Origin of the sequence: Acinetobacter sp. AC1-2, from assembly GCF_016124155.1 — a bacterium.
In the GTDB taxonomy this organism is placed as follows: domain Bacteria; phylum Pseudomonadota; class Gammaproteobacteria; order Pseudomonadales; family Moraxellaceae; genus Acinetobacter; species Acinetobacter calcoaceticus.
The window spans coordinates 372,130-397,716 of record NZ_JABFFO010000001.1; the positions used below are offsets into that span (position 1 = coordinate 372,130).

A 25,587-nucleotide genomic window follows, 5' to 3' on the forward strand; every position below is an offset into this window, starting at 1 on the left:
CAAATTATTCGTTTTATTGTCGTGCCAATCGAATCGGTTTTGGCATCCATGAAAGATCCGATACTCGGCAAGGGTTAATATCAAGTCCGCCGCGACGAGTATAAGTTGCATAAACCATCAGCTTTTCAGGCTGTAGATTTTGCCAAATATCAGCAAAGATCTGCTCAACACACTGTTCGTGAAAGCCGTTATGCTGACGGTACGAGATAATATAAGCTAAAACACTACGATAACAAGGTTTTTTGCCTTTAAAACGAATAAAAACTGTACCCCAATCCGGTTGTCCGGTGACTGGGCAGTTACTTCTTAAAAGATGAGAATACAATTCAACTTCGACTTCTTCACCAGAATCATCGAGTTTTAAAAGAGTGGCATCAGGATGCTGCTCTAAACGCTCTGGAGTGAGGTCATCAACACAAATACCTTGAGGCTTAGAAATCTCTAAATCATCTACTTGAAATAGGGTTAACTCAACTTTTGCACCAGCCGCAGCAGAGAGATCTTTTTCAACAGTTTCAATAAATGATTGTTTAGACTCAAACTGAGTGAAGTTAAGACTATTGAAGTAAAGTTTTAATGACTTAGATTCAATCAAATTCGGTGAAGATGCAGGCAGTGTAATTCTGCCAATAGCAACTTGCGGAATAGCATGAGCGTTTAACCATGAAATTTCAAAAACATGCCACCAATCTTTACCTTGTGTGATGCCTTCAATATGCGAGTAGGCTTCACGAGACTGAGCACGAGCAATTGGAAATAAAACATCAGGTTGATAATTAGTTGGATATTGGGTTTCTTTACCCAACAAAGACTGTTCGACACTCATTCACGCATTCCTGAACCACGAGCAAGTAAATAGTAAGCAATTCCGTAAAGTACAACACAGCATGATGTCACAATGATTAAAGAGAATGAAACATTCACATCGCTATGACCTAAAATGCCGAAACGGAAAGCATTAACCATATAAACAATAGGGTTAATTAAAGAAAGTTTTTGCCAAAAAGGACCAAGGGAACTAATGGCATAAAACACACCACCTAAATAAGTTAAGGGTGTAAGAACAAAGGTTGGAATAATAGAAATATCATCAAATGATTTTGCATAGACTGCATTAATAAAACCACCTAATGAGAAAAGAACCGAAGTAATTAAGACTGTATATATAGTTACGAACCAGTTGTGTATGAAAAGGTCAGTAAAGAACATGCTCATTGCAGTTACAATTGTGCCAACTAATACACCACGGCAAATACCACCAATCACATAGCCCCACAAAATAATATGTAGTGGCACAGGACTCATGATGAGTTCTTCAATGCTTTTTTGGAATTTTACGCTAAAGAAACTGGAAGACACGTTGGCATAACTATTAGTAATGACCGCCATCATAATTAAGCCAGGCACAATAAATTGCATATAGCTCACGCCACCCATTTGTCCAATGCGTGAACCCACCAAATTACCAAAAATGACAAAGTACAAACTCATTGTAATTGCTGGTGGTAATAAGGTTTGTGGCCAAATGCGTAGAAAACGGCGTACTTCTTTACGAACGATGGTCCAGAGAGCAATTTGCAGTTGGCTAAAATTCATTTTGCCTCTCCTTCAAGATTTTTCTCGACCATTTTGACAAATAACTCTTCTAAACGGTTCGATTTATTACGCATGCTGTGAACACGAATACCTTGAGATTCTAATAACTGGAATAGGTCATTCAATGTATGCGCTCTATCCATCGTTACTTCTAAAGTATTACTATCAATTAAGTTGAACTTGACACCAATAATGTTTAACTGGAGCGGTCCAATCGGCTCAGCTAAATCGAAGATAAATGATTCTTCATTGAGCTGATTAAGGAAGCTCTTCATGCTGGTATCTTCTTTAATTACACCGCGGTCAATAATCGCAATACGACGACACAACATTTCTGCTTCTTCTAAATAGTGGGTCGTTAAAATAATAGAAGTACCGCTTTCGTTCATTTCAGTCAGAAAGTCCCACATAGAACGGCGTAATTCAATATCTACACCCGCAGTAGGTTCATCTAGAATAAGAAGTTTAGGCTCATGCATCATGGCACGGGCAATCATCAGACGACGCTTCATACCGCCAGACAACATACGTGCTTGTATATTGCGTTTTTCCCACAGACCGAGTTTTTCTAAATAATGTTCGGCACGTTTTTCTGCAATCTTTTTATGGATGCCGTAATAGCCAGCTTGAGTGACTAAAATATCGAATGTTTTTTCAAACTGCCCGAAGTTGAATTCTTGAGGAACGACACCAAGCTGCTGTTTTGCCAGAGATGGATGGGTATCAAGATTGTGCCCAAAAATCTCAACTGTTCCTGCGGTTTTTTTCGTGAGGGAGCTGATAATACCAATGGTTGTTGATTTGCCGGCACCATTTGGGCCTAACAACGCATAAAATTCACCTTCAGGCACAGTGAGGTTAATACCTTTTAACGCCTGAAAACCATTACGATATGTTTTGGACAAATCTCTTAAAACCAAAGCATCAGTCATGAAATTCTCACATTATGAAAGAGGGGTATATTTTGAGCGATAATGATTAATAAACCAAGTAAAATAGTCGGAATTTTATAAAATTAAGATAAATTGAAAAATTATTATATAAAAGCTGGTGCGCCCGGCGGGGATCGAACCCACGACCCCAGGTTTCGGAAACCTGTACTCTATCCAACTGAGCTACGAGCGCATGTGTGGGGCACATCATAGGAAAAAAACACTTGCAGGTAAAGCACGAAATACGTGCCAAGTGATTTTAATGCTTAATTAAACAGCAAGTTGTTCAATATTTTATATGCTTTGTGAAAGAAGCTGAATTGAATAGTTAATTGTACGTAAAGCTCTTGCAAGTTCTTGAGGGGGAATGCGTGATTCTTGCAAACTTGTAATCCATTGTACCTGATATAATTTAAGCTCTTGTATTGTTGCAGTTTTTTCTATTTTTTGAACAAGTGGTTTAGTCATCAGTCCACAATAACTGCTAAGTGTTTTTATCATTAACTGTTGTATTTCTTCGAAAGAAAGAGCTTCAGAAGATATTACTGGTTGAAAATATGTAGTACTGGACTGATCTAAAGTTTTTTGCTCGGAAAGCTGGATTTCTCCAACAAGATGCGGAGAATGCGGTATAGAGCTATCAACAGATTCTTTTTGATTTTCTTCTACTTTATTTATGGCTGATGTTTTTAGAATAATTTCTTCATTAGTAGATGTATTGGTAGAGGCAATTGGGGCAATAAGTTCTAAGTCGATAAGCTGTTGAATCAGCTCTGGAGAAGCAATACGTTTTTTAAATTCACCATTTAAGTTCTGAAAATCTTCATGGTCTATTAACAGTAATAAACGTCTTTGTTTTGCATTTAAAACAATATTGCGTTGTTGAAGCGCAACTCTTCCCAAATTGGTTCTATAAAAACCAGCCATTACTTTTCCCCAATATAAAAAATAAATCAGACTGTCCAATCTTCTGAGTCGAACAGTACTGTTTTTAATAAAATATAAATGGGGTTAACAATAAAACTTAAAAATGACAATATGATGAATAATCCATAAATATCATTTGGTTAAAATCTTAAAAGGCACTTTCTAATGCTTTGCGAAGATAGACATCAAGCTCATCTTGGCGTAATAGCCATTGAATATAGTCTTTAGGAAGTTCAGCAATTGCTGTGCCTTTATGCTTACCAAAGTTAACAGTAGTGGGGATACGTGCTTCTTCAGAAACTCGGTAGAGCTCTTCAATATCTTGAATATTTAAATGATAGACAATATGCATCAAAATATTAGCAGTCAAAATAATATCTGCATCGGCACGGTGTGCACCTTTGAGCATTTCCCTAGCTTTACTGCTGCCTTGAGAAATCATATAGATCAGTGCTGAGATATTATGAGCCTCTGCATCTGCCCAAACTTTACGAGCTAAAGCCAAAGTACAAATCGGTTTAATATTCGATACATCAACACCACAGCGAGCAATCGCGGCAATATCGTAATCAATATTGTGACCAATAATATAAGTTGTAGTCTCGGGCAATTTAAAGGTTTTATAGTGAGGCTGGTTTTCTAAATCTGTTTCTAATATGTGGTGTACTGCCATCGCAGCATAAGAGATAGGTGCACCCACTTGATATAACTGATCAAACAATTTGCTTTTATCTAAGGTGAGTTTGCCTTCATTAAGTTCGATCGGGGCATACGCAATTTCAATAGGCAAACCATTTAGTGTGTGTGTTTCTGTATCTAAAATAATGGCTTGCATATTTGGCCCTTTAAAAAATCACGAGTAGCTATGAATGGTAACAGTTGGCTATTCACTTTAAAACATGAAGTGCAACTAGAAAGTAGTTATAACGACAATTTCTATTAAAAAATGAGAGTATTTCAGAGATTCGTTTCATCAAATAGAACTTGCGAAAAATAAAGATTAGGCGTAATTGTTTTTAAGACATTAGAAAATGTTGATTAAAAAAACTAAAGCACAACAAAAATGGAATTTAAGGGAAGATATACCAATGAAAATGAAACTATTAATGACGAGCGTTCTTAGTACGAGTTTATTTTTAGTCGCCTGTGGAGGAGGGAGTAGTGACGATGACTCAGTCGTTGTGGATCCATCAGGTACTCCTGCCAACAACATACAAAATCCAGTTGTTAAAGTTGATGCTTACACCAGTACTAACTTAGGATCAGTTGCTGCAGAAAGTAGTATTTTGACTTATAAAATGTTGGGCCAAAGTGGGCAAGAGGTGCAGGCAACCAGTTTGGTATTCACACCAAATACACCACTACCAGCAGGCGGTTGGCCAATTGTGGTTTGGGCACATGGCACTACGGGTGTGGCAGATGCCTGTGCGCCAAGTAAGGCAGCTTTAACAGACAGTACAAAAGATTTAATTAGTAAGTTACTTGCAGCTGGTTATGTTGTTGTCGCACCTGACTATGAAGGTTTAGGTACTCCAGGCATACATCCATTTTTAAATGTTAAAAGTGAGGCTTTCTCAATTACGGATGCTGTAGTTGCAACACGTAATTATTTATTACAGCGTAATTTATTAACTTCAAAAAAATGGCTTACAGTCGGACATTCCCAAGGGGGGAATGCTGCGTTAGGTGCTGCACAATATGCGAGTCGTGCGCAGCTAGACTATAAAGGTACGGTAGCGGTAGCACCTGCTTCTAATTTAGGGAATATTTTAGTAGCTGGAGAGGCACAAGTTGCGAATGCACCGATAGACATTAAAATTGGAACCTATGCACAGCTTGATACATATACAGCTCTGGTTGCAGCTGGTATTCGCAACACACAACCGAGCTTTGATTATGGACAAGTATTTACTTCACAAATCTCAGGTACTGCCGCACAAGCAGAAACAATTTGTGCTGGGCCTTTGGAGGATGCTTTTATAAAAGCTATGGATGATTATAAAAAAGCTAATGGTGGGACACTTGATGGTTACACACGTACACAACCTAACTTTATGGCAGTACCATTGGTTAAAACATTCTTAGATAAAGATTCGCAGCCGCTACAAGCAAAAGTATCTACACCAATCATCATTTATCAGGGGCTAGCAGATACAACAGTTCCTAAATTAGCAACTGATCTATTGATATTTAATGCTACTACCGTAGGCACTAAAATTAATAGTTATGTGACTGGTAACTGGGACCATAATACAGCGATGACTAGTAATGTAGACAACATTGTTGGAAATGTTCAGACTTTGCTAACAGCTCAATAGAGTTATTGATATTTAAAGTATTTTTAACATTATTTTAATCTAGGGTTAACGATGAAAAAATTTAAAATATAAGCTTTAAACCAGCTTTTTTATTGATTTATAAACAATGGCTCATTTTTTATAAAACTTGAGCCATTTTTATTTAAAACTGAGCTAACTTCATTCTGTTTAATTATAAAGTTCATGCTACAATATGTCGCAATCTTAGCACGGCTTAAAAGCCCTAATTTTATAGGACCCCCGCTAATGTTTGCCAATATTTCCATTTCTGAATTTGATCCAGAATTAGCTCAAGCAATTGCTTCTGAAGGTGAGCGTCAAGAAGCACATATCGAGTTAATTGCTTCTGAAAACTATTGCTCTCCTGCTGTGATGGAAGCGCAAGGATCAAAACTTACGAATAAATATGCAGAAGGTTATCCAGGTAAACGCTATTATGGCGGTTGCGAATATGTGGATATCATTGAGCAAATGGCGATTGATCGTGCTAAAGAACTTTTTGGTGCAGATTACGCAAACGTTCAACCACACGCTGGCTCACAAGCTAACTCTGCTGTTTATCTAGCGCTTCTTAACCCAGGCGATACTGTTTTAGGTATGAGCTTGGCTCACGGTGGTCACTTGACTCACGGTGCAAAAGTAAGCTTCTCTGGTAAAACTTATAACGCGATTCAGTATGGTCTAAACTCTGAAACTGGCGAGATCGATTACGAAGAAGTTGAACGTTTAGCATTAGAGCACAAGCCACGTATGATCGTTGCTGGTTTCTCTGCTTACAGCCGTGTTGTAGATTGGCAACGTTTCCGTGACATCGCGGACAAAGTTGGCGCTTACCTTTTTGTTGATATGGCTCACGTTGCAGGTTTAGTTGCTGCGGGTGTATATCCAAACCCAGTTCAAATTGCTGACGTAACAACAACTACGACTCACAAAACACTTCGTGGTCCACGTTCAGGTTTAATCCTTGCGAAAGCGAATGAAGAAATCGAGAAAAAACTTCAATCAGCTGTATTCCCTGGTAACCAAGGTGGTCCATTGATGCATGCGATTGCTGCTAAAGCAATCTGCTTCAAAGAAGCAATGTCTGATGACTTCAAAGCTTACCAACAACAAGTTGTGAAAAATGCTCAAGCTATGGCTGAAGTATTAATCGCTCGTGGTTATGACGTTGTTTCTGGCGGTACTGACAACCACTTATTCTTGTTATCTTTAATTAAACAAGACGTAACTGGTAAAGAGGCAGATGCTTGGTTAGGTGCTGCTCACATTACTGTTAACAAAAACTCAGTTCCAAATGATCCACGCTCTCCATTTGTGACTTCTGGTATCCGTATCGGTACTCCAGCAGTAACAACTCGTGGTTTCGGTGAAGCTGAAGTACGTGAACTTGCTGGTTGGATCGCTGATGTGATTGACAGCAAAGGTGACGAAAAAGTTATTGCTGACGTAAAAGCGAAAGTTGAAACTGTTTGTGCAAAATTCCCTGTATACGCACAATAAGTTGTAGATATAAAAAAGCGCCATAGGGCGCTTTTTTTATATCTAGTTAATTACGTAAGAATTAACTTTTAGTTTTTACCGATGAATCTGCATCATGCCATCCACCACCTAATGCCCGAATTAAATCTACACTAGCCATCATTCTGCTGCCGTTAAGCTGAGCAGAAAGTTGCTCTTGTTGCAAAATAGTACGGTCAGAGTCAATTACATCAAGATAGCTAATAGCACCTTCTCGATAACGTAGATGAGAAAGCTGATTTGCGTGACGAGAAGAAGAGAGTGCTTGGTTTTGAGCTTGTATTTGCTGATCGAGAATTCTTTGATCAGATAAACCATTTTCAACTTCACGGAATGCATTCAGCACTGTTTGGCGATAGTTTGCGACGCTTTCTTCATAGGCGGCTCGTGCTTGAGCAACTCCAGCTTTACGTTGCCCACCATCAAACAAGGGTAAAGATAAAATAGTGCCTGCGACTGGCCCAAGCAAGAATGTGCGGCTCGACCATTTACCTAAATCACCTAAAGTTGATGATTCATAACCGAGCGCACCTGTCAGGTCTAGTTTTGGGAAGAAAGCAGCACGCGCAATTCCAATACGCGCATTATCTGCTGCCATAGCACGTTCAGCAGCAGCAATGTCAGGCCGTCTTTCAAGCAAAGTTGAAGGTAACCCTGCCGGAAGGCGAATGCTGTTTGTTGCTAAGGGTTGAGCTGCTAGATTGAAGTCAGCTGGCGTTTTTCCAAGTAAAACAGCAAGTGCATGTTCTGCACTGGCCCGATTGCGGGCAATCGTTAGTGCATTGGTTTGGGCTGTAGCCAGTTCAGTCTGTGCGCGAGAAACATCTAATTCGCTGACTAAACCATTACGAAAACGAGTTTGAACTAGATCTCGAGTCTCACCAAGTAACTTAATAGTGCGATTATAAATTACTTGTTCAGCATCAAGCTGGCGAATTAGAAAATAGCCTTGTGCAACATCTGCTTGTAACGCTAAAAGTGCCGACTGGTATAGCGCTTCTTGTTGCTGTACATCAGCTGTTGCTGCATTGACATTACTAGTAATACGGCCAAATAAATCGAGCTCATATGAAACACTAGCTTGAGCACGCCATAAGGTTTGTGCAGATGTATGCGCGTTGTCATCTAAACCCAATGAAGCTGGAGAGGGTTTTTGACGAGTTGGGCCAAAGCCAGCATTAATACTTGGTAAACGTTCTGCTTGCGCTGCTGAACGTAACGCACGTGAAGCCTTAATATTGGCAGCAGCAGCTTTAAGGTTTTGATTACCAGCAATTGCTTGTTGCTCTAGTTCGTTTAACAGTGGGTCATTAAAAACACGCCACCATTCGCCACGTGATTGTGCATCGGCAGGTTGAGCAATTTTCCAGTTATTGTCCTCAAATTTAGGGTCAGACTCTTTAAATTTGACTGGAACTATCACCTTTGCCGGTTGATATTCTGGAGCTAATGAGCAGCCTGCAAGGAGCAGGCTTCCCATGAGTGAGGACACTAACCATTTTTGTTTTGATGATGTCATCAAATGCCCTCCTTAGTGATCATGTGGGTTAGCTAATGGCGCTTCATGAACGGCTGCCGAATGCAGTTTATGTTTGCTGTTCAGTGTACGAATCAGGACATAAAAGGCAGGGGTGAGGAATAAACCAAACAACGTTACACCGATCATGCCGAAGAACACTGCAATACCCATGGCATGACGCATTTCAGAACCTGCACCTGTTGAGGTGACCAGTGGTACTACACCCATAATAAATGCAATTGATGTCATTAAAATTGGGCGTAAACGCAGACGACTCGCTTCAACTGCGGCATTAAATGCAGTTGCACCTTGCATTTCAAGTTCCCTTGCAAATTCGACAATTAAAATGGCATTTTTACAGGCCAGCCCGACCAGTACCATCAGACCAATTTGCGTAAAGATGTTGTTATCTCCACCCGTAAGCCAAACACCAGTTAGAGCCGCTAAGATTCCCATTGGCACAATGAGGATCACAGCTAAAGGCAGAGTTAAGCTTTCGTATTGTGCTGCCAATACCAAGAACACGAGTAATACGCTAATTGGGAAAACCCACAGTCCTGCATTACCAGCCAAGATTTTTTGGTAGGTTAAATCAGTCCATTCAAACTTAATGCCGCGAGGTAAGGTTTGAGCAGCAATACGTTCAACCGCAGCTTCAGCTTGGCTAGATGAATAGCCCGGTGCAGGACCGCCATTAATATCTGCTGAGGTATAGCCGTTATAGCGCACCACCATTTCAGGACCATAGGTTTGAGTCACATTCACCAAGGAAGATAAAGGCACCATTTGTCCGGCACTGTTGCGGGTTTTAAGCTGCAAAATATCTTCAGGGTTCGCACGGAAAGGAGCATCGGCTTGAGCACGAACCTGATAAACACGACCAAAGCGGTTAAAGTCATTGACGTACTGAGAGCCTAAATAAATCTGCATGGTGTTGAAAACATCTGTTACAGCGACACCTTGCTGTTTGGCTTTTACACGGTCCAGATCTACGTTCAGTTGAGGTACATTAATTTGATAACTTGAGAACATTGGACCAAGTTCAGGGGCTGATTGTGCTGCTTTCATAAAGTTTTGTGCAGCATCATTCAAGGCTGAATAGCCTAAGGCACCTCGGTCTTCAAGTTGGAGTTTAAAGCCGCCCATCGTACCTAAGCCCATCACTGGTGGAGGTGGGAAAACTGCAATATAGGCATCTTGAATTGCTGAATATTTCTGGTTTAGAGCACCTGCAATTGCATTGGCAGATAAGTCTTTGGCCTTACGTTCATCGAATGGCTTTAACGTCACAAAGACAATACCGGCGCTTGAGCTGTTGGTAAAACCGTTAATGGATAGGCCAGGGAACGCAACAGCACTTTCTACACCAGGTTGCTTAAGTGCTGTATCGCTCATTTTACGAATGACTGCTTCGGTACGATCTAATGAAGCGCCATTTGGTAATTGAGCAAAGCTAATTAAATATTGTTTGTCTTGGGCAGGAACGAAGCCACCTGGAACAATATAAGAAATACCAACGGTTAAGCCGAGAAGTGCTGCATAGACACCCATTGCCGATGCTTTATGAGATATGACACGACTTACGCCTTTACCATAGTTGTCTGACGCACGTGTAAATACGCGGTTAAACAGCGCAAAGAAACGTCCAAATATGCGGTTCATAATGCGTGTTAATGCATCAGGTTTAGCATCGTGCCCTTTCAGTAACATGGCTGCCAAAGCAGGAGAGAGCGTAAGGGAGTTAAATGCCGAAATGACAGTTGAAATGGCAATCGTCATGGCAAATTGTTTATAAAATTGCCCTGTTAAACCCGTCATAAAGGCTAGCGGTACGAATACTGCAACGAGGGTTAAGGCAATCGCAATAATTGGACCACTTACTTCTCGCATAGCGCGATAAGTTGCATCTCTTGGACTTAAACCTGCTTCAATATTCCTCTCGACATTTTCGACGACGACAATCGCGTCATCGACCACAATGCCGATGGCAAGTACCATCCCGAACAGTGAAAGTGCATTGATGGAATATCCAAAGGCAAGCATAAGGGCAAATGTACCAATAATAGAAACCGGTACTGCAAGCAATGGAATAATCGACGCACGCCATGTTTGTAAGAATAAAATAACAACCACAACAACCAGTGCAATTGCTTCAAGTAAGGTATGAACGACTGCTTTAATACTAGAGCGTACGAATTGAGTTGGGTCGTAAACAATGTCGTATTTAATTGAAGATGGGAAATCTTTTGAAAGCTCCTTCATTGTGCTACGCACTTGATCGGAAACTTGCAAAGCATTGGCACCCGGAGCTTGGAAAATTGGAATGGCAACTGCTTGTTTATTATCAAGCAATGAACGCAAGCCATATTGTGAGGCTGCAAGTTCAACACGAGCAACATCGCCCAATCGGGTGACTGCGCCATCGGGTGCAGTTTTTAAAATAATGTCTGCAAATTCTTGCTCAGTCGTTAAACGACCTTGAGCATTCACTGAAAGTTGTACAGGTGAATTGGTTGGTGACGCACCAATTGTACCTGCCGCAACCTGAATATTTTGTTCACGGATTGCATTCACAATTTCAGTGGCTGTGAGATTACGTTGCGCTACTTTTTGTGGGTCGAGCCACACACGCATAGCGTAGTCGCCAGAACCAAATAAACCAACTTCACCTACACCTTGTAAACGTGCTAACCGATCTTTTACGTTCAGTACAGCGTAGTTACGTAAGTAAGTCATGTCGTAGCGGTTATCTGGAGAGGTTAGATGTACCACCATGGTTAAAGTGGGAGAACTTTTTAAGGTGGTGACACCTAAACGCTGTACATCTTCAGGTAAACGAGGCATTGCCTGAGACACGCGGTTTTGAACCAATTGTTGAGCTTTATCTGGGTCAATACCGAGTTTGAAGTTCACTGTAATGGTTAAGTTACCATCGCTGTTTGCTTGAGATTGCATATACAGCATGTCTTCTACGCCGTTGATTGATTCTTCAAGCGGAGAGGCAACAGTTTCAGCAATTACTTTTGGGTTTGCACCCGGATATTGAGCACGTACCACCACAGATGGCGGTACAACTTCTGGATATTCGGAAATCGGTAATTTAAATACGGAAAGTAAACCAGCAAGTAGAATCAGTACTGATAACACACCAGCAAAGATCGGCCGATCAATAAAAAATTTAGAAATATTCATATGTGATTAACCTTTTGCCGGAGTTGATGTTTTTTCTGTTGGCTGAGGTTGAGGTGTGTTAGTACTTGCAGTGATTTGTGCATTCGGCATAGGGACGAGGTGCGGTGTAACAGGGTCACCCGGACGAATGCGCTGTAAACCATTCACCACAATACGGTCGCCCGCTTGTAATCCGCTATTTACGATTTGCAAGCCATCTTGTTGCACCCCGATTTTTATTTCGCGGTAAGCAGTCTGATTTTTAGCATCGACAACAACGACAAAACGCTTATCTTGATCGACCCCAATGGCTGTTGGGCTAATGAGAATGGCTGAACGTGGTTGGCCGCCACCAAGACGAATTCGAGCATATAAACCCGGTAATAAAACTCCGTTTGGATTGTCGAAAGTCGCACGAACACGAATCGTGCCTGAGGTTGTATCTAGGTTATTGTCGATTGAGTTGATAGTCCCTTCACGCGAGAAACCAGTTTCATTGGCAAGTCCCATATAGACAGGAACCTGTGCTGAATTGCGCTGATTACTGATGTATTTGAGATAAGTTTGTTCATCAACATCGAAAGATGCATAGAGACGCGATACAGACACTAAACTTGTTAAAACTTGTGCTCCGTTGCCCGCAGAAACCACATTACCCACGGTTACTTCGGCACGCGAAATTCGACCGCTAACCGGTGCAGTAATACGGGTATATTCCAGATTTAAGCGTGCAGATTGAACGGCTGCTCTGGCTGCTTGTAGGTTGGCACTGGCTGAGCGTGCATCATTTTCTGCCAGATCAAGCTCTTGGCGTGATACAGCATTACTTTGAATTAGACGTTGAATACGGGAAAGATTGGTTGCTGTATAGGTGACTTGCGCTTCGGCTGAAGCAAGTTGTGCTTGTGCACGATTGAGTTCTGCTTCAAATGGACGAGGGTCAATTGTAAAAAGTAACTCGCCTTTTCTAACCAGACTCCCATCTTTAAAATGAACGGCAATGAGTTTGCCCGAAACTTGAGGCCGAATATCAACTTGATCAATGGCTTCTAAGCGACCGGAATATTCTTGCCAATCGGTAATGGTTTTACTGATGACATTAGAAATATCAACAGTAGCAGCTTGTTGGGCTTGGGTCGGTGCAGCTTTTGCATCGGCATTTTCATGTAGAAATATAAAACTGCCTCCTGTTGCTAAAAGGGCAACAAAGATGGCAGACAGTGCGAACTGTTTGCGGGAAAATGACATGAGGTGCTCCTACTTATTTGGATACCTGTTTTCAGACTTTTAATTATGGTCCGTATGGGAGAAACAGGGTTTGGGGGATGGACGGAGCATAAAAGTTTGTCAATCACGAATAAATATATTAAATTCGATAACACTATTCGTATTTTTATAACAATTGATGTATTTGAATTAAAAAATGCATTGATAGGAGTGTGCGTGTGGATCTATTTCATGCCATGAAAGTATTTAACAAAGTTGTCGAAACAAATAGTTTCAGTTTAGCGGCTGACAGTTTAGGCCTACCGCGTGCTTCTGTGACCACAACCATTCAGGGTTTAGAGAAACATTTACAAGTTCGCTTATTGAACCGAACCACTCGTAAACTCAGTTTGACACCGGATGGTGCGGTTTATTATGAACGTACTTCGCGAATTTTAGCCGATGTTGAAGATGTCGAATCGAATTTTCATGACTCGGAACGTGGGCCACGAGGCCGACTACGTATTGATGTTAAAGCCTCGATTGGGCGGCTGATCCTGATTCCGATGCTTTGTGATTTTCATGCCAAGTATCCCGATATTGATTTGGTGATTGGAATGAGTGATCGTCCAGTCGATTTGGTACAAGATGCGGTGGACTGTGTCATTCGTATTGGTCAGTTGAAAGATTCAAGTTTGGTTGCACGTCGTATCGGAACAATTCAGTGTGTGACTGTTGCTGCACCTAGTTATTTGGCTGAACATGGTGAACCGCAAACCATTGATGATCTACAAAAACATCAGGTCGTGCATTACTTTAATAGTCGTACCGGACGTAATATCGATTGGGATTTTATGGTTGATGGTGAGATTCATAGCGTTGGCGTGAAAGGGCGCGTTTCTGTTAACGATGGTGATTCATATGTTGATTTGGCTGTACAGGGTTTTGGCTTAATTCAATGCCCATATTATATGGTGGCGAAACATCTGGAAGATGGCACACTCAAGGAAGTGCTGACTGAATGGTTGCCAGCACCCATGCCAATATCAGTCGTTTATCTACAAAACCGTCATTTATCGCCTAAAGTTCGAGTATTTGTTGATTGGGTGGCCGAATTATTTGCAGGTTGTCCATTGTTGAGTGGTTGCTCAATGGTATGGGATCAGAAATGTGAATTTGCCAGTGCCAAAGAACATAACCATGAATATACCATTCGGACATTGGTTGAAAATGAAAATATGGCAGAGGCTTATACACTCAAAAATTAACCTCGCAGTTTGAGTGATTTTTCAACATTTAATCAGTTGGTACAATCCATTGCTTAGACATCTTCATAAATCCTTAACTTATGGTATAGAAATTGCAATTATTTCGGCAGAAGAGTAATTTAGAAATACTCAAGTTTTTATCACCTTATTTGGATTTTAAGGAGAAGCTTCAAGATGGCAAGCTTTATGAAAAAAATGTTCGTTTCAACAACCTTAGTTTTGGCTGCTGTTGCGACGAATGTTCAAGCAAAGGATTGGAAGGTGATTCGTTTTGGTACTGAGTCCTCTTATGCGCCGTTTGAATATAAAACACCGGATGGTAAGTTAACTGGTTTTGATGTTGATTTGGGTAATGCCATTTGTGCAAAACTCAAAGCCAAATGTGTTTGGGTTGAAAACTCTTTTGATGGGATGATTCCAGCACTTAAAGCGAAAAAATTTGACGGCATTCTTTCATCAATGACGGTGACTGATGAACGCGCAAAACAAATTTTGTTTAGTAGCAAAATCTACAATACGCCAACGCGCATGGTTGCAAAAAAAGGCTCGCCGTTATTACCGACAGCTGCCTCTTTGAAAGGTAAACGTGTAGGTGTACAACAGGGCACAATTCAAGAAACTTATGCTAAAACCTATTGGGCAACAAAAGGTGTAACCGTTGTACCTTATCCAGTCCAAGATTTGATTTATCAAGACATGATGTCAGGTCGTTTAGATGCAACTTTACAAGATGCGATCATGGTTGATGGTGCTTTCTTAAAACAACCAAAAGGCAAAAACTTTGCATTTGTCGGTGGCAATGTAGTTGATGCAAAAACACTGGGTGTAGGCGCAGCGATTGGTTTACGCAAAGAAGATGCAGATTTGAAAGCGAATATTGATAAAGCACTCGCAGCAATCATTGCGGATGGTACATACAAGAAACTCGAGAAAAAATATTTCTCCTTTAACATTTACTAATGATGTGAAAAATGTCGGCTTAGTGCCGACATTTTTAAATCTATTCTCATCTCATCAATATTAGATATTGTTTTTAAGGAGAAGATGAGTCATGTTTTTATCTGGCTATGGGCCACTCCTTCTCAGCGGGACATGGATGACCCTCCAGCTTGCGCTGTTGTCACTTTTGCTTTCTGTCATTATTGGCTTAATTGGTGCGAGCTCAAAACTCTCTAGTTTTAAAGCCTTACGCTATATTGCGACCGCCTATACCACACTCATCCGTAGTGTGCCTGACTTGGTCATTATGCTGTTGTTATTTTATAGCTTGCAGTTGGGTCTAAACCAAATTACTGAATCACTGCAAATGGATCAAATTGATATCAATCCTTTTGTGGCGGGTGTGATTACTTTAGCGTTCATTTATGGTGCATATTTTACCGAGACCTTTCGTGGTGCATTTCAATCGGTTCCAACGGGTCAAATTGAAGCAGCAATGGCCTATGGTATGACCCCTTGGCAGGTTTTTCGACGTGTATTATTCCCTCAAATGATGCGTTTTGCATTGCCAGGCATTGGTAATAACTGGCAAGTTTTGATTAAGGCAACGGCACTGGTTTCTATTATTGGCCTGACTGATATTGTAAAAATTACGCAAGATGCGGGCAGAAGTACCATGCAACTGTTCTTTTTCAGCATCGTGGCTGCCGCGATTTATTTGGCAATTACCACGGTGTCGAACCTCATTTTAATGTGGCTTGAGCGTCGTTATTCTGCTGGTGTGAGGAAGGGACAATTATGATTGAAATCCTTCAACAATATTGGCAGGCATACCTTTGGACCGATGGCCTACAAATGACCGGTGTCGCGATGACTGCTTGGTTATTGGTGCTTTCAATTGGTATTGGCTTTGTGCTTGCTGTGCCTTTATCACTTGCACGAGTATCAGAAAATCTTTGGTTGCGTGGTCCAGTTTGGTTGTATACATATGTTTTTCGTGGCACACCACTTTACATTCAATTGCTGATTATTTACTCAGGCATTTACAGCTTTGATTACATCCATGAACATCAGACGCTCGATGCATTTTTTCGAGAGGGCATAAATTGCACCATTTTGGCATTCGCGCTCAATACTGGTGCATATACGACTGAAATCTTTGCTGGAGCGATCCGTTCTATTCCACATGGCGAGATTGAAGCTGCACAAGCTTTCGGTATGTCCAAATGGAAACGCTATACCCGCATTATCATTCCGTCGATGTTGCGCCGTGCTTTACCATTTTATAGCAATGAAGTCATTTTGATGTTGCACGCGACAACCATTGCATTTACAGCAACTGTTCCTGACATTTTAAAAATTGCGCGTGATGTGAATGCGGCAACCTATGACACCTTCAATGCTTTTGGAATTGCCGCAGTGTTGTATGCGATGCTGGCATTTATTTTGATTTGGCTATTTCGTAAGTTGGAAAAACGTTGGTTGGCATTTTTAAAGCCATCGAATCATTAGGAGACATAAATAATGGAACAAGTTGCAAAACTAGTGATTCGTGATTTACATAAGACATTTGGCGATCATGAAGTACTGAAAGGGATATCACTTGATGCAAATGCTGGTGATGTCATTAGTATCATCGGTTCATCTGGTTCAGGTAAAAGTACCTTGCTACGTTGTATTAACTTTTTAGAACAACCAAGCAATGGCACTATTAAACTTAATGGTGAAAAACTACGCACAGTCTTTGATAAAAAAGGCAATTTAAAAGTGGTTGACCCAAAGCAACTACAAAAAATGCGTACCCAGCTCATGATGGTATTTCAGCATTTTAATTTATGGTCACACATGACGGTGCTAGAAAATGTTATTGAAGGACCGATTCATGTACTTGGGGTAAAACGTGCTGAGGCAGAAGAGCGTGCGCGGAAATATCTACGCAAAGTTGGTTTGCCTGAAAGTGTTGAAAGTAAATATCCTGCATTTTTATCTGGTGGTCAGCAGCAACGTGTAGCGATTGCTCGTGCTTTGGCTATGGAACCAGAAGTTATGTTGTTTGATGAACCAACCAGCGCGCTTGATCCAGAGTTGGTGGGTGAAGTACTAAAAGTAATGCAGGGTTTGGCTGAAGAAGGGCGCACCATGATTGTGGTGACACATGAAATGGGCTTTGCGCGTCATGTGTCTAATCAAGTAATTTTTTTGCATCAAGGGAAGATTGAAGAACAGGGTCATCCTGATGAAGTACTCAATAACCCGAAAAGTGAACGCTTAAAGCAGTTTCTAACGGGCAGTTTAAAATAAGCTGTTCATACCGAGTATGGTGAAATTTTTTATAAAAGATTCTCACCGTACTCGGTTGTTTTTTTTAATTCTATTTTATAGATGAGTATTTTTAGAAAACACATTAATAATGATAATGCCTGCGATCATTAAAGTAAGACCAATGCAGGCTGCCAAGTCTAAATGCTGTTTGTAAAATATCCAGCCAATTGCAGAAATTAAAATAATACCTGCACCAGACCAAATGGCATATGCAATTCCGATCGGAATTGTTTTTAGCGTCAGAGACAATAAATAAAAAGCAATTGCATAACCCACAACAGTAATAATCGAAGGAATTGGAACAGTAAAACCTTGAGATGCTTTTAAAGCTGAAGTTGCAATGACTTCACAAGCAATCGCAATTGCTAAATAAAGATAAGACATGGGGAGCTACGCCAGAATGAGTTTTAATCAATCTATATGAAATGTTGAAATGGTTAGATCAGTTTTAACGATTGTTCAATTTTTTTGGTACACAAATACAAGTAAATTAAACTGAACTGATCATTTGATTTTATCACTTGCAAAGTGGTCTCAGCTATTTATTCGTTTATTTAATCATTGATCCGTGCAGTCATTTAGAGGATCAGCGCCTTTAGCTTGATCCTCTATAAACTTTTTAAAAGATAGATTAGCCGAGCAAATTTAATCCCTTAAATTTCTCTAATAGTTGATCTTGGGTTTCAATATGTGCTGGATCTTGTTTTATACAATCGATTGGACAAACCGCCTTACATGTTGGCGCATCGTAAAAGCCTACACACTCGGTACAACGAAGTGGATCAATTTCATAAACTTTGCTCCCTTCAAAAATGGCGATGTTGGGGCATTCAGGTAAGCACATATCACAATTGATACATTCACTTGTAATTAAAAGTGTCATTTTTAACTCGCTGAATAAGCTAATGTCGATGCAGTAATACTTTCCTTCGCATGTGGTAAGTTGCGTACGAGTAGTGCATAACTGATATCAACATCTTGGGAGAGTGGAATCTCAACAAAATGGCCTGAACCTTTGGCATCTATAATTGGGTTACCTTTTAAATCGCGCATCTCGGTTAAGCTAAAGGTAATATTGCCTTGCGGTGTCATGAGTTCAAGTGAGTCGCCCACTACAAAACGGTTTTTAACCTCAATGCGAATATAGTCGCCGTGACGTTCTAAAACCTCTCCACAAAATTGTTGATAGTCAAAATGTGATGAGCCATCGGCATAGTTTTGATATTCACTGTGCACATGACGTCTTAAAAAGCCTTCGGTATAACCACGGTTTGCCAAACCTTCAAGCTGAGACATTAAGCTTGGGTCAAATGGTTTTCCTGCTAATGCATCATCAATCGCTTTTCGATAAATTTGAGCAGTACGGGCACAGTAAAAATAGGATTTAGTACGGCCTTCAATTTTAAGCGAGGCGATGCCCATTTTTGTTAAAAGATCTACATGTTGTACAGCACGTAAATCTTTCGAGTTCATAAAATAAGTACCGTGTTCATCTTCTTCGGCAGCAAACATTTCTTCATCATTACGTTGTACTAATAGGGTTTGAGCCGAGGCTGTTTCTGATTGTGCTGATGAGCAGCAAGACTTTTCTGACTCATTGAGCTGAGTGACTGGAATCACATCGCCGTTTGCATCTTCTTGTGCTTCATGCAGCTTATAGTCCCAACGGCAAGCATTTGTACAAGCACCTTGATTGGCATCACGTTTGTTCATGTATCCAGAAAGTAAGCAGCGACCTGAGTAGGCCATGCATAGTGCGCCATGCACAAAAACTTCAAGTTCAATATCTGGCACATGTTGCTGGATTTCTTCTATCTCTTCTAAAGATAACTCACGTGACAAAATGACTCGGCTTAAACCGTAATCTTTCCAGAATTTAACAGTTGCCCAGTTAATGGCGTTGGCTTGAACTGATAGATGAATTTGTACATCAGGAAAATGTTCACGCACCATCATAATTAAGCCCGGATCAGACATAATGAGTGCGTCTGGTTGCATAGCCACAATTGGTTCAAGATCACGAATAAAGTTTTTTAATTTGCTGTTATGTGGCTGAATATTCACCACAACATAAAACTTTTTACCTAAAGCATGAGCTTCATCAATTCCGATTTTTAAGTTGTCATGATCAAAAGCATTATTACGCACACGTAAACTGTAACGTGGTTGCCCTGCATATACGGCATCTGCACCATAGGCAAATGCATAGCGCATGTTTTTAAGTGAACCTGCGGGAGAGAGAAGTTCAGTATTCATAAAATAAAAGGCATAGAAAATATATGGTTTTATTTTATTAACTCCATATTTTAGATTCAACCTACTGAATTAGTAGGAATTTGGCCTATATCTTTTTGTACGGGTAGCATATTTTTTGCCAACTCTCCTAAACGCATCAAAGCATTTAACATTTTGGGATTTAACTCAAAACACGCTGCTATTCTTAAACAATGACTAAAACGTTTATCAGCCGAACATAAAATTCCCGGCATGCATAAGATTTTTTCATCCATTGCCTGATGAAACAGTTCCAGCGTATCAATAGATTCGGGGAGTTCTAACCATAAAATAAATCCAGCTTGTGGGCGACTGACTCGAGTACCGAGTGGGAAATAACGACAAATATAAGATTTGATAGTGTCAATTTGTTGTTGATAGCGTTTTTTTAACTGACGTAAATGCAGGTCATAACCACCATTTTCTAAGAAAAGTCCTAAGGTTTCAGTGAGTAAAGCAGGCTCGGCCACTGTTGTTGTAAATTTTAGTTGCTGCACAATATTACGGAAGCGCCCAGCTTCTAACCAACCGATTCGATAGTCGGGTGCTACAGTCTTGGTGTAGCTACTACATACCAACACCCATCCATTTTGATCAAATGCCTTAATGTTGGGTAAGAGAGGTTCGGCTAGTTGCAATTCGGCATACATCGCATCTTCAATAATAGGAACTTGAAAATGATTGGCTAGCTCTGCCAAGCGACGGCGGCTGCTTTCAGGCATACTGAAACCGAGGGGATTGTGTCCTGTTGGAATCGTTAATATGGCTTGTACACTTTGAGATTTTAAGAGTTCTTCAAGTGTATCTAGACACATGCCTGTATGTGGCGAAGTGGGAACTTCTACAATTTTTCGGCCTAAATTATGCAGGAGCGGGTACAAATTATGAAAAGTCGGGATCTCAAGGGCGATGGTGTCACCCGCTTGAGTTGTTGCCATAATCGCGAGACTTAAAGCCTCCATGGTGCCATGAGTCAGCACAATATCATCTGCTGAAAGAAACATACCGAGTTGCAAGCTTCGTCTAGCAATTTGTGTGCGTAGTCGTGTTGACCCCGGTGGTAAGGTATAGCTTTTAAAAATATCTGGTTGTGTACGTAAAACTTGAGCAGTTAAGCGTTTTAAACGTTCAATCGGGTAGAAATTTTCTCCTGAGGGGCAAGCTAGAGCCAAATTAATATAGGCTGGGTCCATTTGCTTTTTAACGATTTGAGCGAGGAAGCAGCTGATACCTGAAAGTGGCACTTTTTCTTCACTGACATAACGTTCTTCGAGTTCTAGCGAGTTTGAAGGTGCATGACAAACATAGTAACCAGATTGAGGACGAACAGAAATCAAACCTTGATCTTCAAGTTGACGATACGCTTCTTTTACGGTGTTAATGCTGACCTGATAATGGTTTGCACAGTCTCGTATTGAAGGTAGACGCGAACCAATAGGCTGCCTTCCATTATGGATTTGAAGTGTTAAGTCATCACTCACTTTTTTATATTTGTACATATCAATTCATTAAAAAGCCAAAGCAATGGGTACACTTTATAGTGATCTGTTATTTATCTCAAATATTGTGATGACTTTAGGTTGGTCCATTCAATCGAGTTCTGAACTTAAAAACTGTGTCTATTATTTTTAATAAAAACTGATACTGTAACCATTAAAGATATCTCAGTAAGATCAAAAGCATGGTGAGGATTTAAAACCATAATTTTTAATATCAAAATGAGTAGGAGTGGGTCTATGTCCGTTGTAGCATTTAAACAAGTTGATGTTTTTACTTCACAAGCATTTAAAGGAAATCCTGTCGCGGTGATTATGGACGCTAGTACCTTAACATCTGAGCAAATGCAGGCGATTGCCAATTGGACCAATCTCTCTGAAACTACATTTGTACTGCCTGCCACAGATTCGCAAGCCGATTATCAGGTTCGAATTTTTACTCCGCAAAATGAATTACCATTTGCAGGCCATCCTACAATCGGCACAGCCCATGCTTTACTTGAAGCTGGTCTAATTACTGCTAAAGAAGGAAAATTGGTACAGCAATGTGGTGCAGGTTTAGTTGCTCTTACGGTAAGTGAATTGAATCATATTTCCTTTGAACTACCACAACCTAAAATTACGCCATTAGATACTAAACAGACTCAAAAATTGGCAGAGATTTTAAAATGTCAGATTGACACTCAATGGAATGCTGCATTGGTTGATGTTGGGGCGCGTTGGGTTGTATTACAAGCGGTTAATGCCGAAGCTGTTTTAGCGACTCAACCGGACTTCGCTGCTTTAAAACAACATGATTTAGAAATGAAAGTTGGTGGAGCGACGGTTTATGGTTTTTATGAAAATAATGATGAGCAAAAACATATAGAAGTTCGCTCATTTGCCCCTTCAATTGGAATCAATGAAGATCCAGTTTGTGGTAGTGGTAATGGTAGCGTAGCGTCTTTTATTCGTTACCATGGTATTTTGCCCGCACAAAATGATCAGGTACTTTCTTCACAAGGTCGCGTTTTAGGACGTGACGGACAGCTTCAACTAAATTTATATCAAGATAAAATTTTAGTGGGTGGAAGCGCTGTTACCTGTATCGATGGCACAATCAAGTTATAAAACAAATATAAAAAAACCGAGGACTTGGCCTCGGTTTTTTTAATTAGAAAAACTTATTTTTCTACGAACGCACGTTCAATTACGTAGTCGCCCATTACACCCATACGAGGTGATTCAACTAAACCGTGTTGGTCAAGTAACGCAGCAACATCTTTCAAGAAAGCAGGGCTACCGCAAAGCATTGCGCGGTCAGTTTCACGGTTAAATCGTGGTAAACCAACTTTTTCGAATAAAGCACCAGTTTCAATTGCAGTTGTTACACGGCCTTGAGTGTGGAAAGGTTCACGAGTTACAGTAGGGTAGTAAACAAGTTTGTCTTTAATACCTAACTCTTCAAAGAACTCATGGTTTGGTAATTCGTTCAAGATAAGGTCTTGATAAGCTAATTCAGAAATATAACGTGTACCATGAACAACGATTACTTTTTCAAAACGTTCGTAAGTTTCTGGGTCACGAATAATTGATAAGAATGGTGCAAGGCCAGTACCAGAAGATAAAAGGTACAAGTTTTTACCCGGTAAAAGGTCATCATGAACCAATGTACCTGTCGGTTTTTTAGAAATTAAAATTTCATCGCCAACTTGTACTTTTTGCAAAATCGAAGTTAAAGGACCTTCTTGTACTTTAATTGAGAAGAATTCTAACTCTTCTTCGTAATTTGCACTTGCAATCGAATACGCACGCATTAACGGTTTGCCATTCACTTCAAGTCCGATCATTACGAACTGACCATTTTTAAAACGTAAGCTAGTGTCGCGTGTAGTTTTAAAACTGAAAAGGGTGTCATTCCAGTGGTGAACATGAGTAATGCGTTCGACGTTAAAAGCAGCCATTAAAGGTCTCGATCACGATTAAAAGAAAACAGATTGCTATTCTAATCTAAATTCATTCCCGATAAACTGAATATATTTAATTGTGTTTATAAGAAAAAGTGATGATCAATTCTGTCACCTTCCCGATAATCGGCCACATGTGCTCTCCATATCGAGAAAAATTCGGTATTCCACGCCAGCCAAATTTGGTAAATATCGAGTCATATATCGACATGGTAGAACCTTATAACGACTTGTTGGCTTTTGAGGGAATTGAACAATTTAGTCATCTCTGGCTAGTTTGGCAGTTTCATGACAATAAAAATCAGGGTAGTGCAGATAAATTCCGTCCGCAAGTTCGTCCCCCACGTTTAGGGGGTAATGAAAAAATTGGCGTATTTGCTACACGTAGCATGTATCGCCCAGCACCGGTGGGCTTGTCTGTAGTGCGTTTAAAGAAAATTGAAAAAGTTGGAAAGTCAGTCCGAGTGTACGTCACTGGCAGCGATTTATTAGATGGAACTCCAATTCTAGATATCAAACCCTATATTCAATATTCTGATGCGATTGCTGATGCACAAAGTGGTTATGCACATGCAGAACCAGAGCGTAAATCGGTCATTTGGTCTGAACCTGCTTTAAATGCTCAAAAATATTTTTTACAAAATAAAGAAATGAATTCACAGTACATTGATGAGCTTGAGCAAGTCTTATCTTTAGATCCTCGGCCTGCCTATCAAGAAGATCCAGACAGAATTTATAAAATGAAATTTTCAAGTTTCGATATTCATTTTAAAGTCGGTCAGATTGAAGTTACTGTAGTGGATATGGTCAAAGCTTCTGCTGTGCAATAAATTCTACTTTAGAACCAATGGATGTTGAGCCAAAGTAAAGTAATGAATATAGCCATATGAATCAGCTGGGCGGGAACGAAAGCAAGTGCATAGGGCAGCCCGCCCGAAATTGCAGAGTTTATACTTTTGGCAATGGCATGCACTGCAAAGCCTCCCATAAAAGCAATTAATAAAGGGGACATATGAGCACTATCAGGTTCACCTTGTACAATTACCGCGATAATAGCCGCATGTATTTCAAATAAAGATGCGAGTAGGGTTCCCGCAATTAATCCGGCATCCCCTAAATATAAATTTAAGCCATAGACCCCCGACTGAATGATAGCGAGTGTTGATGCAATAATAATGGCTTCTTTAAGGCTAAACATTCTTGAATCTAATTCTGGAGTCGAAGTACTAGGTTCGGCTTTTCGTAATAAAATGAAGGCCCAGACAGCTAAAACAACTAATGCAATAAGTGTAGGAAATATAATTAGCTTAAACCAAGCAAAGCTAATACCGATCACAATAATTAAAGTTTGAATAAGCGTTGAAACGCAAGACATCAGGGCTGCACCCGCGTTTGTTGTTGCATTTGCTCGACCAGAGCGTACTTCTAAACCTAAAGTGGCAATTGCCACTGTACTGGAAACAAAGCCTGAAGCCAAAGACGAAAGTAATAGCGCATTTTTAGAAGATAATAATCGTTTAGCAATATGAGCTAGTGCCTGTACAAATAAAATTAAAGTGAGCAATTTTAAAATAACATGAGGATTTAAAACTGGTCCCCAAAACGGCTTATTCGGGACTAAAGGTAAAGCAATTAAAAGTAGGGCGAGTAGAAAAATTCCATCGCGCAATTCTGCTTCGGTAATCCACTGACTGGCGATACCATGCATAGACTGCTTAGCTATTAAGATAGCGGTCATGATGACTGCTAAACTTGCTGCCAATGAAATATTCCAAATACAGAGTGCTCCAATGAAATAAGTCATGATAAATGCAAGTTCGGTAGTAACGCCCGGATCATTTGGCTGGTTTTTGAGGGAAACGATGCTGATTGCACCGATGATTAAAGCTCCAACAATCCCAATTGAAATGCCGAATAAAAAACAGATCGCGCCTAATAAAGCACTAATTGCAAAAGATCTGAAACCAGCGAAAGTTTTATATTCGTGTTTGAGTTTACTGCGCTCTCGTTCTAAACCAATTAATAAGCCACAGCCAAGGGCAGCAGCAATTATAGTAATGAATTCCTCAAAGGATGCAGTTTGTAATGACATTGTCATTGGAAGTTCCATATTACTTCCTCTTATGTTTATCGTTATATGTGGATTTTAATCATT

The 25,587-nt window shown here is 40.2% G+C and carries 23 protein-coding genes, 1 tRNA gene and 1 pseudogene; 9 read left to right on the forward strand and 16 right to left on the reverse strand.

Translation table 11 applies throughout. The features are described 5' to 3' along the window. Positions 1-13: 13 nt before the first annotated feature. From queF to HL290_RS01695, 6 genes are all read right to left on the reverse strand, one after another. Positions 14-826, reverse strand: coding sequence for an NADPH-dependent 7-cyano-7-deazaguanine reductase QueF (gene queF, locus HL290_RS01670; RefSeq protein WP_004643495.1), 813 nt, complete (start codon positions 824-826; stop codon positions 14-16). Then, positions 823-1,596: an ABC transporter permease gene (locus tag HL290_RS01675; protein WP_016137528.1), complete on the reverse strand. Its 774-nt coding sequence runs from the start codon at positions 1,594-1,596 to the stop codon at positions 823-825. The genes queF and HL290_RS01675 overlap by 4 nt, the downstream gene beginning before the upstream one ends. After that, positions 1,593-2,528 (reverse strand): ABC transporter ATP-binding protein, encoded by a 936-nt coding sequence (locus tag HL290_RS01680; protein WP_198495407.1) that lies wholly within the window; start codon positions 2,526-2,528, stop codon positions 1,593-1,595. The genes HL290_RS01675 and HL290_RS01680 overlap by 4 nt, the downstream gene beginning before the upstream one ends. 116 nt (positions 2,529-2,644) lie before the next feature. Continuing rightward, positions 2,645-2,721, reverse strand: a tRNA-Arg gene (locus HL290_RS01685). Between the two features lie 101 nt (positions 2,722-2,822). Then, positions 2,823-3,455 (reverse strand): hypothetical protein, encoded by a 633-nt coding sequence (locus HL290_RS01690; RefSeq protein WP_198495408.1) that lies wholly within the window; start codon positions 3,453-3,455, stop codon positions 2,823-2,825. A 148-nt stretch (positions 3,456-3,603) separates the two neighbouring features. Then, positions 3,604-4,290, reverse strand: a complete 687-nt coding sequence (locus tag HL290_RS01695; protein ID WP_004643492.1) for a 3'-5' exonuclease — start codon at positions 4,288-4,290, stop codon at positions 3,604-3,606. Between the two features lie 253 nt (positions 4,291-4,543). On the opposite strand from HL290_RS01695, the gene HL290_RS01700 reads away from it, so the two are divergent. Beyond that, positions 4,544-5,773 (forward strand): alpha/beta hydrolase, encoded by a 1,230-nt coding sequence (locus HL290_RS01700; protein ID WP_198495409.1) that lies wholly within the window; start codon positions 4,544-4,546, stop codon positions 5,771-5,773. Between the two features lie 92 nt (positions 5,774-5,865). On the opposite strand, the pseudogene HL290_RS18555 reads toward HL290_RS01700, so the two are convergent. Then, a pseudogene (locus tag HL290_RS18555) lies at positions 5,866-5,958 on the reverse strand (hypothetical protein); the annotation flags it as partial. A 61-nt stretch (positions 5,959-6,019) separates the two neighbouring features. Between HL290_RS18555 and glyA the strand changes: the two are divergent. After that, the gene (gene glyA, locus HL290_RS01705; RefSeq protein ID WP_198495410.1) at positions 6,020-7,273 is read left to right on the forward strand and encodes a serine hydroxymethyltransferase; all 1,254 of its coding nucleotides are present in this window, start codon (positions 6,020-6,022) and stop codon (positions 7,271-7,273) included. 61 nt (positions 7,274-7,334) lie between these two features. On the opposite strand, the gene HL290_RS01710 is transcribed toward glyA, so the two are convergent. From HL290_RS01710 to HL290_RS01720, 3 genes are read right to left on the reverse strand one after another with little or no spacing between them, the layout of a single operon-like run. After that, complete coding sequence (locus tag HL290_RS01710; protein ID WP_198495411.1) at positions 7,335-8,810, reverse strand: efflux transporter outer membrane subunit; 1,476 nt, start codon at positions 8,808-8,810, stop codon at positions 7,335-7,337. A gap of 12 nt (positions 8,811-8,822) precedes the next feature. Beyond that, the gene (adeG, locus tag HL290_RS01715) at positions 8,823-12,002 is read right to left on the reverse strand and encodes a multidrug efflux RND transporter permease subunit AdeG (RefSeq protein ID WP_198495412.1); all 3,180 of its coding nucleotides are present in this window, start codon (positions 12,000-12,002) and stop codon (positions 8,823-8,825) included. Between the two features lie 6 nt (positions 12,003-12,008). Further along, a complete protein-coding gene (locus HL290_RS01720; protein ID WP_198495413.1) occupies positions 12,009-13,229 on the reverse strand; it encodes an efflux RND transporter periplasmic adaptor subunit in 1,221 nt (406 codons plus the stop codon). Positions 13,230-13,426: 197 nt separating this feature from the next. Between HL290_RS01720 and HL290_RS01725 the strand changes: the two genes are divergently transcribed. From HL290_RS01725 to HL290_RS01745, 5 genes are all read left to right on the forward strand, one after another. Beyond that, a complete protein-coding gene (locus HL290_RS01725; RefSeq protein WP_198495414.1) occupies positions 13,427-14,455 on the forward strand; it encodes a LysR family transcriptional regulator in 1,029 nt (342 codons plus the stop codon). A gap of 174 nt (positions 14,456-14,629) precedes the next feature. Beyond that, the gene (locus HL290_RS01730) at positions 14,630-15,415 is read left to right on the forward strand and encodes an ABC transporter substrate-binding protein (protein WP_005046083.1); all 786 of its coding nucleotides are present in this window, start codon (positions 14,630-14,632) and stop codon (positions 15,413-15,415) included. 91 nt (positions 15,416-15,506) lie between these two features. Then, positions 15,507-16,196: an ABC transporter permease gene (locus HL290_RS01735; protein ID WP_005039343.1), complete on the forward strand. Its 690-nt coding sequence runs from the start codon at positions 15,507-15,509 to the stop codon at positions 16,194-16,196. Next, entirely contained in the window at positions 16,193-16,906 is a 714-nt protein-coding gene (locus HL290_RS01740) for an ABC transporter permease (RefSeq protein ID WP_198495415.1), read from the forward strand. Before HL290_RS01735 ends, HL290_RS01740 begins: the two co-directional genes overlap by 4 nt. Before the next feature lie 12 nt (positions 16,907-16,918). Then, positions 16,919-17,695 carry an ABC transporter ATP-binding protein gene (locus HL290_RS01745; protein ID WP_017387976.1) on the forward strand — a complete coding sequence of 259 codons (777 nt, stop codon included), beginning with the start codon at positions 16,919-16,921 and terminating at the stop codon, positions 17,693-17,695. 75 nt (positions 17,696-17,770) lie between these two features. Here the strand turns inward: HL290_RS01745 and abeS are convergent, their stop codons facing one another. The 4 genes from abeS to HL290_RS01765 all read right to left on the reverse strand — a co-directional run bounded on the left by abeS (position 17,771) and on the right by HL290_RS01765 (position 21,495). Continuing rightward, the gene (abeS, locus tag HL290_RS01750; RefSeq protein WP_003650669.1) at positions 17,771-18,100 is read right to left on the reverse strand and encodes a multidrug efflux SMR transporter AbeS; all 330 of its coding nucleotides are present in this window, start codon (positions 18,098-18,100) and stop codon (positions 17,771-17,773) included. Positions 18,101-18,347: 247 nt separating this feature from the next. Continuing rightward, positions 18,348-18,599: a YfhL family 4Fe-4S dicluster ferredoxin gene (locus tag HL290_RS01755; RefSeq protein ID WP_198495416.1), complete on the reverse strand. Its 252-nt coding sequence runs from the start codon at positions 18,597-18,599 to the stop codon at positions 18,348-18,350. A 2-nt stretch (positions 18,600-18,601) separates the two neighbouring features. Then, positions 18,602-19,972, reverse strand: coding sequence for a tRNA 5-hydroxyuridine modification protein YegQ (yegQ, locus tag HL290_RS01760; protein WP_198495417.1), 1,371 nt, complete (start codon positions 19,970-19,972; stop codon positions 18,602-18,604). A gap of 56 nt (positions 19,973-20,028) precedes the next feature. Continuing rightward, complete coding sequence (locus HL290_RS01765; RefSeq protein ID WP_198496369.1) at positions 20,029-21,495, reverse strand: PLP-dependent aminotransferase family protein; 1,467 nt, start codon at positions 21,493-21,495, stop codon at positions 20,029-20,031. Positions 21,496-21,726: 231 nt separating this feature from the next. Between HL290_RS01765 and HL290_RS01770 the strand changes: the two genes are divergently transcribed. Next, positions 21,727-22,596, forward strand: a complete 870-nt coding sequence (locus tag HL290_RS01770; protein ID WP_198495418.1) for a PhzF family phenazine biosynthesis protein — start codon at positions 21,727-21,729, stop codon at positions 22,594-22,596. A 53-nt stretch (positions 22,597-22,649) separates the two neighbouring features. On the opposite strand, the gene HL290_RS01775 is transcribed toward HL290_RS01770, so the two are convergent. Then, positions 22,650-23,429: a ferredoxin--NADP reductase gene (locus HL290_RS01775; RefSeq protein WP_016137545.1), complete on the reverse strand. Its 780-nt coding sequence runs from the start codon at positions 23,427-23,429 to the stop codon at positions 22,650-22,652. A gap of 101 nt (positions 23,430-23,530) precedes the next feature. On the opposite strand from HL290_RS01775, the gene tsaA reads away from it, so the two are divergent. Further along, the gene (gene tsaA / locus HL290_RS01780; RefSeq protein WP_198495419.1) at positions 23,531-24,262 is read left to right on the forward strand and encodes a tRNA (N6-threonylcarbamoyladenosine(37)-N6)-methyltransferase TrmO; all 732 of its coding nucleotides are present in this window, start codon (positions 23,531-23,533) and stop codon (positions 24,260-24,262) included. Between the two features lie 8 nt (positions 24,263-24,270). On the opposite strand, the gene HL290_RS01785 is transcribed toward tsaA, so the two are convergent. Next, a complete protein-coding gene (locus HL290_RS01785; protein WP_151743276.1) occupies positions 24,271-25,542 on the reverse strand; it encodes an MgtC/SapB family protein in 1,272 nt (423 codons plus the stop codon). Positions 25,543-25,587 lie beyond the last annotated feature (45 nt).